The 11,297-nt window shown below is 70.3% G+C and carries 13 protein-coding genes; 10 read left to right on the top strand and 3 right to left on the bottom strand.

What is annotated here, in order from left to right; translation table 11 throughout:
* Positions 1 to 338: 338 nt before the first annotated feature.
* Entirely contained in the window at positions 339 to 1,133 is a 795-nt protein-coding gene (locus VGB24_RS07325) for a carboxypeptidase-like regulatory domain-containing protein (RefSeq protein WP_331072288.1), read from the bottom strand.
* Positions 1,134 to 1,230: 97 nt separating this feature from the next.
* Complete coding sequence (locus VGB24_RS07320; RefSeq protein ID WP_331072287.1) at positions 1,231 to 1,506, bottom strand: Lrp/AsnC ligand binding domain-containing protein; 276 nt, start codon at positions 1,504 to 1,506, stop codon at positions 1,231 to 1,233.
* 512 nt (positions 1,507 to 2,018) lie between these two features.
* On the opposite strand from VGB24_RS07320, the gene lipB reads away from it, so the two are divergent.
* Both lipB and VGB24_RS07310 read left to right on the top strand, forming a co-directional pair.
* Positions 2,019 to 2,708 (top strand): lipoyl(octanoyl) transferase LipB, encoded by a 690-nt coding sequence (gene lipB / locus VGB24_RS07315; RefSeq protein WP_331072286.1) that lies wholly within the window; start codon positions 2,019 to 2,021, stop codon positions 2,706 to 2,708.
* A gap of 86 nt (positions 2,709 to 2,794) precedes the next feature.
* A complete protein-coding gene (locus tag VGB24_RS07310; RefSeq protein ID WP_331072285.1) occupies positions 2,795 to 3,913 on the top strand; it encodes an MGDG synthase family glycosyltransferase in 1,119 nt (372 codons plus the stop codon).
* Positions 3,914 to 3,916: 3 nt separating this feature from the next.
* Here VGB24_RS07310 and VGB24_RS07305 read toward each other — a convergent pair whose 3' ends face one another.
* A complete protein-coding gene (locus VGB24_RS07305) occupies positions 3,917 to 4,525 on the bottom strand; it encodes an RNase H family protein (RefSeq protein WP_331072284.1) in 609 nt (202 codons plus the stop codon).
* 631 nt (positions 4,526 to 5,156) lie between these two features.
* On the opposite strand from VGB24_RS07305, the gene carA reads away from it, so the two are divergent.
* From carA to VGB24_RS07265, 8 genes are all read left to right on the top strand, one after another.
* Positions 5,157 to 6,281, top strand: a complete 1,125-nt coding sequence (gene carA / locus VGB24_RS07300; RefSeq protein ID WP_331072283.1) for a glutamine-hydrolyzing carbamoyl-phosphate synthase small subunit — start codon at positions 5,157 to 5,159, stop codon at positions 6,279 to 6,281.
* A gap of 283 nt (positions 6,282 to 6,564) precedes the next feature.
* Positions 6,565 to 6,861, top strand: a complete 297-nt coding sequence (locus VGB24_RS07295; RefSeq protein ID WP_331021528.1) for an HU family DNA-binding protein — start codon at positions 6,565 to 6,567, stop codon at positions 6,859 to 6,861.
* A 108-nt stretch (positions 6,862 to 6,969) separates the two neighbouring features.
* Positions 6,970 to 7,158 carry a hypothetical protein gene (locus tag VGB24_RS07290; RefSeq protein ID WP_331072282.1) on the top strand — a complete coding sequence of 63 codons (189 nt, stop codon included), beginning with the start codon at positions 6,970 to 6,972 and terminating at the stop codon, positions 7,156 to 7,158.
* 403 nt (positions 7,159 to 7,561) lie between these two features.
* Positions 7,562 to 7,867: a hypothetical protein gene (locus tag VGB24_RS07285; RefSeq protein WP_331072281.1), complete on the top strand. Its 306-nt coding sequence runs from the start codon at positions 7,562 to 7,564 to the stop codon at positions 7,865 to 7,867.
* A 115-nt stretch (positions 7,868 to 7,982) separates the two neighbouring features.
* Positions 7,983 to 8,225, top strand: coding sequence for a MoaD/ThiS family protein (locus VGB24_RS07280; protein WP_331072280.1), 243 nt, complete (start codon positions 7,983 to 7,985; stop codon positions 8,223 to 8,225).
* A gap of 1 nt (position 8,226) precedes the next feature.
* Positions 8,227 to 8,673, top strand: coding sequence for a molybdenum cofactor biosynthesis protein MoaE (locus VGB24_RS07275; protein WP_331072279.1), 447 nt, complete (start codon positions 8,227 to 8,229; stop codon positions 8,671 to 8,673).
* A complete protein-coding gene (gene moaA, locus VGB24_RS07270; RefSeq protein WP_331072278.1) occupies positions 8,670 to 9,719 on the top strand; it encodes a GTP 3',8-cyclase MoaA in 1,050 nt (349 codons plus the stop codon). The genes VGB24_RS07275 and moaA overlap by 4 nt, the downstream gene beginning before the upstream one ends.
* Before the next feature lie 66 nt (positions 9,720 to 9,785).
* Positions 9,786 to 11,297, top strand: a 1,512-nt coding sequence (locus VGB24_RS07265; RefSeq protein ID WP_331072277.1) for a cation:proton antiporter, incomplete at its 3' end; no start/stop codon positions are given.

The raw sequence follows: 11,297 nt of genomic DNA, 5'->3' as shown, positions 1-11,297 counted from the left end.
TCATTCCGCTTCGCGGCTGCTTACGCCTCCCAAGGGGGGAGGACAAGAGACATCAGGGATGACTGGACTAGCGTCATCACCGTGAGGAGTTGTCAACGATCCTCCCGGTTTAAAGTGTCAGCGATCAACCCGGTTGCTCAGAGGCATGCGCCGGCAGCTCGTCGAACCCCGATCGAAGTTCTCCCCTCTCCGCACAGCAGTACCGTGCGAGGAGAGGCCGGGGGAGGGGCCCTCCGAAGGCATGCACCGGCAGCCCATCCAAACTCGATCGAAGTGCTCCTCTCTCCCGCGCTGTTTGCGGGGGAGGGGCCGGGGGAGGGGCTCCCGCGGCGCGGCGCCTACAAGCGCTTTCCGCGCCGCGTCCAGATGACGATAGTCCCGCAGCGAACGAGGGGCGTAACGAACTGCGACGGGGTGTCGGCCTCGCCGCGGTATACCTCGATGCCGTCGATCTCCGAGGGGCTGACGTACTCGTCGATCACGAACTCCGCGGGGCGCACGCGGGGAGCGCTCGGCATCGGGTGGACCATCCGCACTCCGTCGATGATGAACATCATCTGGCACTGGGCGGTGCTGCTGCCGCGCGACATCGGGGACCCCGACGTGCCCATCCGCCCGGAGCTGGGGCGCAGGTTGGGAATGCCGGTGAGCACGTCGGTCACGCGCCCGGCCCGCCGGCCCAGGATCTCCGACCGGGTGATGAAACGCCCGTGCCCGCTCTGCATCCGCTCCATGAACCCGCGCATTGCGGGGCTCATCCGCTGCCCCGAGCGCGACATCACCGTCACCGGCTGAAGCACCACCGACTGGGCCGCCATCCGCAGCTCCACCGACACCACCGAATCCGATTCCAGCGCCAGGTCTCCCAATACCTCGCGGTAGCCGATCCGCGACGCCCGCAGCCGGTAGGCGCCGAGTCCCACGTCCGGGAACTCGAAGGTGCCCGCGCTGTCACTGCGGGTGGAGGTCTGCCACTGGCCGCGGTGGGCGGAGATGACGATGGTGGCCTCGGCGATCACCCCGTCGCTGGCGGCGTCCAGAAGGCGCCCGCGGACGATGGTCTGCGCGGGCGCGGGAATGGCGAACGACAGGGCGGCGAGGCCGGCGAGCGCAAGGTGGCGGGACGAACGCATGGTGCCTCCCCGGAGCGGAGGACGTGGGCCGGGGCGCACGGACGTGCACCCCCGGATGGGATAACGCCGCGGGAAGGCGCCCGCGGCGGGCGAAGGCTCAGTCGAACATGCCCCAGGCGCCTTCCAGGTCCTGCTTGCTGTACACCCGGAACGCGGTGAGCGTGTTGGTGCGCTCGATACCCGACACCTGGGCGATCTCTTCGGTGACGATCTCGGCGATGCGCTCGTACTGCTCGACGCGCAGGATGGCGATCAGGTCGTACTCGCCCGACACGGAATAAACCTCGGCCACCCCCTCGATGCCCGCGATGCGGCGGGCCAGGGCGGGCACGTCGCCGGGAACGGAGCGGATCAGCACGACGGCGGCAACCATGGGGGATATCTTTCTCGGGTTCTGGATACGGACGCTAGTACAGTAACCAAAGTAGGGGAAGAAACGAAAGTAGGGGAAGGATTCTGACTTCGGGTGGGGGGCGGCGGGCTGGCGGGGGCCCCTCCGGGGCCCCTCCCCCGGCAAACCCCGCCGGGAGAGGGGAGAACTTCGGGTAGGAATTCGACAGGCTGCCGGTGCGTGCCTCTGGAAGCCCCCTCCCCCCGGCCCCCGTCCCCCGCTGCGCAGGGGAGGGGGAGACCTGAATCGCGCTTCGGCTAGGCCCAGCGCCATCTGTCATCCTGAGGCCCAGGCGCACCACACTCACCCGGACACCAGGCCGCGCGGGCCGAAGGATCTGGCCCGGCGCCACTTCCCAGCTTGGGCGCGACAGCGGCACGTATGCCTGAATCGCATCCTTCCGGGTCTGCGCGCTCCGACAGCCCCCGCAATGGACGCTGGACGATGATCATGATTATTATCATCGTGATGACCGTTCACCTCGCGCCTGTCGCATGAGCACGACTGTCGATACCTCCGCCATTTCGGCCCGCCCAATGGACGTGCGGCGCCTGGGGATGATCTCCTACGGTGACGCGCTGGCGCTGCAGGAGCAGCTGGTGAAGCAGCGCCGCGCGGGTGAAATCCCGGACACGCTGCTGCTGCTGGAGCACCCGCACGTGATCACGCTGGGCAGCGGCTCGCACGACGAGAACGTCCTCGTCTCGGCCGATGAGCGGGCGGAACGGGGGATCGAGCTGTTCGAGACGGGGCGCGGGGGAGACGTGACCTACCACGGTCCCGGCCAACTGGTGGGCTATCCCATCTTCGACCTCAAGCCCGACCGGCAGGACCTTCACCGATACCTGCGCGACATCGAGGAGGCGCTGATCGGCGTCCTTGCCGACTTCGGCCTGCGGGGCGGGCGCAAGGAGGGGCTGACGGGGGTGTGGGTGGACGGGCGCAAGCTGGGGGCGATCGGCGTGCGCGTGTCGTCGGGGTGGATCACTAGCCACGGCTTTGCGCTGAACGTGGCGACCGACCTGTCGTTCTTCGGCACCATCGTCCCCTGCGGCATCCGCGACCACGGCGTCGGCTCGTTGTCCGGCGAGCTGGGCCGCCAGGTGCCGATGGCGGAGGCGGAGGCATCCGCCGTCCGCTGGTTCAAGCGCATCTTCGGCCGGACGGCGGTCGAGACGGACTGAATCCCTCGCGGCCGACTGAATTTTCATGATCCGCCCCGGCACCTCCGGGGCGGCACCCGACAAATTCGCTCGCTTCAGCCTCCCTGATGGACAATCCCAGGATCCTCGTCGTCTCCGTTTCCACCGGGACGGGCCACGTCCGCGCGGCGGAAGCGGTGTGCGCCGCGCTCGCCCGCCGGCACCCCGGCGTGTACGTACGCCACGTGGACCTGCTGGAGCTGGCGCCGCAGTGGGTGCGGGCGTTCTACGGCAAGGCGTTCGAGAAGGTGGCCGCGCACGCGCCGTCGTTGTGGAAGGAGATCTATCACGCCACCGATGGCGACGAGCACGACCGCGCCCGCTGGGCCGCCGCCGCCGACCGGTTCGTGTTCCGCGAGTTCCGGCGCGTGCTGGACGGAGAGCGGTGGGACGCCTGCCTGTCGACGCACTTCCTTCCCTGCCAGCTGGCTTCCGGAGGCGGCGAGTTCCCGCCACTTTCGCTCGTGGTCACCGACTTTACCCTGCACCGCGTGTGGGTGCAGCCGCGCGCCAGCCGCTACTTCGTCGCCACGGACGCGCTCGTGGCGGAACTGGGCAGGCGTGTGCCCGGCGTACCGGCGCTCGCCACCGGCATCCCCATCTCGCCGGACGTGGCATCCGCCGGTTCGCGCGACGAGGCCCGCGCGGCGCTGGGGCTTCCGGGGGACCGGCGCATGGCGCTGATCGTGGGCGGGGGATTGGGGATCGGCGTGGAGGAGTCCGCGCGCGCGGCGCTGCAAGCCACGCCCGCCGACGTTCAGCTGGTGGTCGTCTGCGCTCGGAACGATTCCGCGCGCGAGCGGCTGCAGGCGCTGGGGCTGCCGGCGGAGCGCCTGCAGGTGCACGGGTACGTGCAGGGGCTTACGACGTGGATGTCGGCGGCGGACCTGGTCGCCACCAAGCCCGGCGGGCTGTCGCTGAGCGAGGGGCTGGCGCTGGGATGCGCGCTGCTGCTGACGCGGCCCATCCCCGGCGCCGAAGAGGGCAACGCCCGCGTGGCCGAGGGGCACGGCGCGGCGCTGGTGGCGAACACCACGGGCGAGATCCGCGCCGCGTTCGCCCGCGCGTTCAGCGAGCCCGGCCTCCTCCAGCGATTGGCGGATGGGGCGCGGGGCATGGGCCGCCCCCACGCGGCGGACCACGTGGCGGACGCCCTCGCGGCGTCCGTCGCACGGTCCGGGAGGTGATGGTCAGCGCGCAGGCGGCCGGCGCGAGGGCTTGAACTCGAACTCGTCGGGCGGCAGGGCGAAGAAGCTCAGGTAGCGCTCCTTTTCCTGCTCTTCGCGGATCCAGTCGTCGAACCTGGAATCCACCAGCCCGCCACTCTGGTCCTGGCGGGACGCGGAGCGGGTGGCCAGGTAGTTGGCGTATTCATTTTGCGGATGTCCGGCGTGCCCCTTCACCCAGCGCCACTGCACCTCGTGGCGGCCCGCGACGGGCATCAGCGCCTTCCACAGCTCCAGGTTCTCGATCTCGCCGTCCTTGCGCTTCCATCCGCGCGCGGACCATCCGTGCACCCACTGGGTCATCCCGTCCACCAGGTAGCGGCTGTCGGAGGTGAAGACCACGCGCGACGCCTGCTTGAGCGCCGCCAGCGGGATGGTGGCGCTGCGGATGGCCATGCGGTTGTTGGTGGTGTCGGGCTCCGACGTCCAGTAGTCGCGCCGGACCCAGCCCTTGCGCGGGTGCCAGTACTCCAGCAGTCCCGCGGCCCCGCCGGGACGTGCGCGGTCCTTGTACTGGTTGCCCAGGCACGACTCGTCCGCGTAGATGAACACCAGCGGCTGCGGCTCTTCCAATCTTCCTCCCAGGATGGTTCACGAGCGGCGGAATCTACCCGCCAGGGGGACCTGCGCCAGTTCCCCCTCCCCCCGCCCCCTCCCTCGCAAACTGCGCGGGAGAGGGGGTGAACTTCGCGCCGGGGTTCGACGGCGGCCGGCGCATGCCTCTAGGAGCCCCCTCCCCCCGGCCCCCTTCCCCCGCTGCGCAGGGGAGGGGGAGACCTGAATCACCCTTCGGCTGGCCCCGCGCACCACACTGGCTCCCTTCCCCCGCGCAGTTTGCGGGGGAAGGGTTGGGGATGGGGGCCCCCGGCCCGAGCACCGCGTTTGATTCGACGCACGAACCCCGAAGTGTACACCCTCTCCCGCTTGCGGGAGAGGGTGGCACGCGTGTCAGCGCGGCCGGGTGAGGGCCCCGCGGCAGCCGAGGCCCTGGCTGCCGTGACCGCTGCCGCGCCCCTGCTTGTACGTGTCCGCGGCAAGATCCTTCGGCCCGCGACGGGTGTGCTACGGGCCAGTATGGTGCGCTTGGGCCTCTGGATGACAGACTCTCGCGCCCGCACGGCGGCTTGACACGCGCTCCCCCCGGCCTAGATTCCCGCCGCGCATCTCCCCATTCTGCATCGACTTGGCTACACCGGAGACTCCGTTGCCCCATCCCGCAGTGCTCATCCTGGAAGACGGCCGGGCGTTCCGCGGCGAGGCGTATGGCGCGCGGGGTACGGCGTTCGGCGAGGTGGTCTTCAACACGTCGATGACCGGCTACCAGGAGGTCCTGACCGATCCGTCGTACTCCGGGCAGATCGTCACCATGACCTACCCGCTGATCGGCAACTACGGGGTGAACGCCGAGGACGAGGAAAGCGCGGGGCCGCAGGTTGCCGGGTTCGTGCTTCACGAGGCGCCCCCCGCCTACAGCAACTGGCGGGCGGCCGAGTCGCTGGATGCCTACCTGCAGCGCCACGGGGTGATCGCCATCTCGGGCGTGGATACGCGCGCGCTGACGCGCCACATCCGCTCACTGGGCTCCATGCGCGGCGCCATCGCGCCGGCGGAGGTGGATGCGGACGAGCTGGTGGGGCAGATCCGGGCGCAGCCGCAGATGGCCGGGCTGGACCTGGCGTGCGGGGTGTCAACCGACGAGCGCTACCTGGTGCCGCCCGCGGGCGAGACCCGCTACCGGGTGCTGGCGTACGACTTCGGGGTGAAGTCGCACTCGCTGAAGCTGCTGGCACAGCGCGGCTGCGAGGTCACCGTGCTCCCCGCCACCACGCCCACCGAGGAGATCGTGGCAGCCGGGGCAGATGGCCTGTTCGTTTCCAACGGGCCGGGCGACCCCGAGGCCGTGGGGCATGCGCTGGATGCCATTCGGGCGCTGTCGGGAAGCGGCACCCCCGTGTTCGGCATCTGCCTGGGGCATCAGCTGATCGCCCGGGCGTTCGGGGCCGAGACGTACAAGCTCAAATACGGGCACCGCGGGGGAAACCATCCCGTGCGGCGCCTTTCGGACGGGGCGGTGGAGATCACGGCGCAGAACCACGGCTTCGCGGTTCGCGGCGACGAGGGCGGCATTCCGGGTGCCCCGGAGCTGCAGGTGACGCACATGAATTTGAACGACGGCACCGTCGAGGGGCTGGAGCACCGCGAGCGGCCGGTTTTCTCGGTGCAATACCACCCCGAGGCCGCGCCCGGGCCGCACGACTCGCGCTATCTCTTTGACCGGTTTGTGGATGAGATGGAGCGGCGCGCGCAGCGAATGCAAGTAGACGCTTGACGGCAGGGCCGCCGCGGATTATCGTTCCCGGCGTATAAGTGACCTTGCACCAGATCGTTAGGCCACTTCGCCCGCTGCCCTACCGTTCCCGGCCTCCGCCACGGCTTCCGCACCTGATAGAACGATATCGGCCACACCGGGCCGGCCCCGTCATGCCGACCCGCTTGTCGTCTCCCGTTCAGATCTCTTCGGATCCGTCGCCCCGCGCCGTGAGCGCCGCAGAGCCTGGAACGCCCACGCGCGACTGCCACGAGCCCGCACCAAACCCCAGAGGAGCTTTCTCATGACCAAGGCGGACCTTGTCCAACGCGTCGCCGACACCATCGGGCCCGGAGTCACCAAGCGTGACTGCGCGGTGGTGGTGGACGCGTTCCTGAACTCCATCAAGGACGCGATGGCCGAGCACCAGAACATTGAGATCCGCGGGTTCGGCACGTTCAAGGTGCGCGAGCGCAAGAGCCGCCTGGCGCGCAACCCGCGCACGGGCGACCCGGTGGAGGTTCCGCCGCGCGCGGTGCCGGTGTTCAAGCCGTCGAAGGAGCTCCGCGCCATCGTCGAGGAGCGTCCGCTCGAGGTCTGAGCCGCGCCTGTCGCCAGCGCCAAGGCGCCCGCCCCTGCACCGGGGCGGGCGCTTTTTTTGCGCTTGTTCGCGGCGTTCACCCGAACGCTTCTCCCACGCGCAGCACGGATGACGCACACCCACGAGACGCAGGGCCGGCACTCCCACGACCGCAACGTCTTTGCGCACGACGACCGCCCCGGCCCGTACGAGACCTCGTACGACGTCCGCCGCGGATACGACGAGCCGCCCGTGGCTCCGGCGCATGGGGGCAAGGTGTCGGAGCCGCTGCTGTTCCGCGGGCGGGGCGAGCGGTAGGGTCCCCCTCCCCCGGCCCCTCCCCCGCAAACGGCGCGGGAGAGGGGGGAACTTCGATTGGGGGTCGACTGGGTGCCTCGCATGCCTCGGGTGGGCCCCTCCCCTGGCAAACTGCGCCGGGAGAGGGGAGACTTCGGGCGAGGTTCGACGGGGTGCCTCGCATGCCTCGGGAGCCCCCTCTCCCCGGCCCTCTCCCCCGCTGCGCAGGGGAAAGGGAGAATTCGGCCCCGCTGGGCAGGTGTGGCGTGCGTGCTGGTGAAGCCCCGGGCGGGACGCGACAGCGGCCCGGGCGGGGCTTTCCGCAGTCCCAGCGGCGGGTTTACCCGCTCTTGGGCCGCGCACCCGCCCTCTGGCATCCATCCTGCCCACCGCGCCGTCAGCACGCACACACCGGAGACCAAGCATGCTGATCCAGGAAGTCCTGACCGACGTCCCCCCCGAAGAAGTAATCCAGCGGGCGCGCGAGTGGTTCACCCTGCGCATGACGCCGTACGCGGGGTTTGCCGAAGACTCCAGCGACCATCACCTGAAGCTGACGAGCGAGGCCGCCGACATCACCATCGGCACGGGGACGCAGGACGGGCGCACGCTCGTTCGCGCCTCTACCTCGCGGATGCACCACGAGGTTTCGCAGTTTCTCGCCACGCTGGCCCCGGCCGAGGAAGTGCGCGAAAACCTGCCCGGCCCCGGCGTCTCCGGCGCGGGCTGACCCCATCCCCGCCCCGCGCCCTGAACCCGCGCGGGGCGGCGGTGTACGTGGTGCAAGGACGTGGAGCGCGGACATGTACGCACTTCCGCACTCACGCACTTACGCACTGCCCCTCATGATCATCCGATCCCTCTTCTTCGCCTCGTACCGCGACATGGCCGGCGCCGACGAGCTGGCGCTGGAGCTTCCGGCGGGCGCCCGCGTGGCGGACCTGGTGGGGCGGCTCCGTTCCAGCGGTGGCCTGTCGCGTATGCCCGAATCTCCCGTCGTAGCCGTCAACATGGACTACGCCCCGATGGGGACGGAGCTGCGCGACGGCGACGAGGTGGCGTTCATTCCGCCCGTGGCCGGGGGCTGACGTGCCCGAAAGCTTCGCCCTGGTGACGCCCGATCCCATCGACCCCGCCCGCCTGCTGGGCGACACGCTGTCGCCCGACGACGGCGCCGCGCTGCTGTTCTGGGGCGTGGTGCGCAACCAGAACGAGGGGCGCCCGGTGAGTCACCTGGAGTACTCGGCATACGGGGAGATGGCGGAGCGCGAGATGCGCCGCATCGCCGACGAGGCGCGCGAGCGGTTCGGCACCGGCGCCATTCGAGTGATCCACCGCACGGGCTCACTGGCCATCGGGGAGGCGAGCGTAGCGATCGCCGTCGCGTCGCCCCACCGGGCCGAGGCGTACGAGGCGTCGCGCTACGTGATCGAGCAGTTGAAGCAGCGCGTGCCGGTGTGGAAGCGGGAGGGCTACGTGGACGGCGACACCGAGTGGGTGCCCGGCTTTACCCCCACGGTGCGGGAGATGGCGTGAGCAAGCTGGTGCAGCTGGGCCCGCTGCCGGTCGCTTCCGAGCGTCCCATCCCCGAGTCCGGCCCCATGACGGACGGCTTCGGGCGGCGGATCGAGTACCTGCGCATCTCCGTTACCGACAAGTGCAACCTCCGCTGCGTGTACTGCATGCCGGAGGAGGGGCTGCCCTGGCTGAAACGCGAGCAGATCCTGCGCTACGAAGAGATCGCCGAGATCGTGCGCGTGATGGCGGACCAGGGGCTGCGCCGCATCCGCATCACGGGTGGCGAGCCGCTGGTGCGCCGCGACCTGGCCTCGCTGGTGAGGTTGATTCGCGCCGTTCCGCAGATCGAGGACGTGGCGCTTTCCACCAACGCCGTCCTGCTGACCGAGATGGCGGACGAGCTGCGCGACGCCGGCGTGGACCGCGTGAACGTGTCGCTGGATTCGCTGCGGCCCGATCGCATCGACGCCATCTCGCGACGCGCGGGTTCAGCGGAGGGGATCTTCCGCGGATTGGACGCGGCGGAGCGGGCGGGGTTCGCGCCCATCAAGGTGAATTGCGTGGTGATGCGCGGCCGCAACGACGACGAGGTGGCGGATTTTGCGGCCATCACCCGCGACCGGCCGTGGCACGTGCGCTTCATCGAGGTGATGCCCACGGGCGAGAACCTGGGCGTTTCGGCCGACGAGTTCGTCTCGTCCGACGAGATCCTGGAGAACATCGCGCGGATCGGCGACCTGCGGCCGGTCGCGGGCCCGGCCGGGAACGGGCCGGCGCGGTACTACGCGTTCGATGGCGCCGCGGGAACGGTGGGCGTCATCACGCCGATGAGCCACAACTACTGCGACCGCTGCAACCGCATGCGGCTGACGGCGGACGGGCAGCTTCGCCCCTGCCTTTTCGGACACGCGCAAACCAACCTGCGCGACCCCCTGCGCCGGGGCGAGCCGCTGGAGCCGCTGATCCGGCAGACGCTGCGCATCAAGCCCGAGCGACACTGGCTGGTGCAGGGCTCCGACGCGGGATCCGGCGGGCTGCTGGCCCTCTCGCAGGTCGGCGGCTGACGCCTCACTTCCGCTAACGTCCGCCGTACGGCCGCGGACTCCCCCGCCTTCCCGCCGTTCCCGAGCATGACCCACCCCGAAGGCCGCAGGCCGGCTCTTCTCTCCACCGTCCGGCAATATCTCCTTTTCGTCGTTCTGCCGGCGCTCGCCGTGCTCGCCATTCTGCAGGTGGGCGCCGGGATGGATGCTTCCGCGGCCTTTGCGCCCGCCGCCGCACCCGCGGCGAGCAGCCCCAAGCCGCCGCTGCCCGACATGCTGCTGCTCCTGGCGCAGATCGGGGTGATCGTGATCGCCGCGCGAGCCCTGGGCTACCTGTTCCGGCGCATCGGCCAGCCGCAGGTGGTGGGCGAGATGGCCGCCGGGCTCATGCTGGGGCCTTCGCTGCTCGGATGGGTGGCGCCCGGGATGACGGCGGCCCTCTTTCCCACCGCCAGCCTCGGGTTTCTGAGCGCGCTGAGCCAGGTGGGGCTGCTGGTGTTCATGTTCCTGGTGGGCGTACGACTGGACCCCCAGCTGCTGCGCAACCGCGGCCACACGGCGGTGGTCACCAGCCACGTGAGCATCGCCGCGCCGTTTCTGCTGGGCACGGTGCTGGCCCTGGCCATCCATCCCACGCTGGCCCCCAAGGGGGTGAGCTTCACCGCCTTCGCGCTGTTCATGGGCGCCGCGATGAGCGTTACGGCCTTTCCCGTGCTCGCACGCATCCTGGCCGAAAAGCGGCTGACCGGCACCCGGCTGGGCGCCGTGACGCTGGCCTGCGCGGCGGTGGACGACGTGACCGCGTGGAGCATCCTGGCCGGGGTGGTGATGCTGGTGCGCAGCGGCGACATGCACGTGCCCCTGTGGGTGACGGTGGTGGGCTCGGCGGCGTTCGCCGTCGTGATGATCACCGTCGGGCGGGCGGGGATGGCCAGGGCGCTGCGCGGCTCGGTGCGCGGGGGCACCCTCTCGGACGACGGGCTGGCGTTCATCCTCCTGCTGGCACTCCTCTCGGGCCTGGTCACGGAGTACCTGGGCGTGCACGCCCTGTTCGGCGCCTTTCTGGCCGGGGCGGTCGTTCCGAAGGAGCCGGGCTTCGTCCGCAGGCTGACGGACAAGCTCGAGGATGTGACGGTGGTGCTCCTGCTGCCGCTGTTCTTTGCGTTCACCGGGCTGCGGACTAGCATCGGCCTGGTGAGCGGGTGGGAGATGTGGCTCACCTGCGCGGCGGTGATCGCGGTGGCGGTGGCGGGCAAGTTCGGCGGGAGCACGCTGGCGGCGCGGGCCACGGGCATGTCGTGGCGCGACGCGAGCGCGCTGGGCGTGCTGATGAACACGCGCGGGCTGATGGAACTGGTGATCCTGAACGTGGGGCTGGACCTGGGGGGTGATCTCGCCGGCGCTGTTCGCCATGATGGTGCTGATGGCCCTGGTGACCACCTTCATGACCACGCCGCTGCTGGACTGGATTCGGGTGGATGCCGAGCTGGCTGTGGACGAGCGGGACCCGGCGCGGGTGCTTGCCCTGGCGGCAACGCGTGCGTAGTCTCGTGCCGGTCGCGCGGTTGGAATCGGTGGCGGCGGACCCATCCGGGTCCG

It is taken from the genome of Longimicrobium sp. (assembly GCF_036399935.1).
In the GTDB taxonomy this organism is placed as follows: domain Bacteria; phylum Gemmatimonadota; class Gemmatimonadetes; order Longimicrobiales; family Longimicrobiaceae; genus Longimicrobium.
This window is presented reverse-complemented; position numbering and strand designations above follow the sequence as displayed.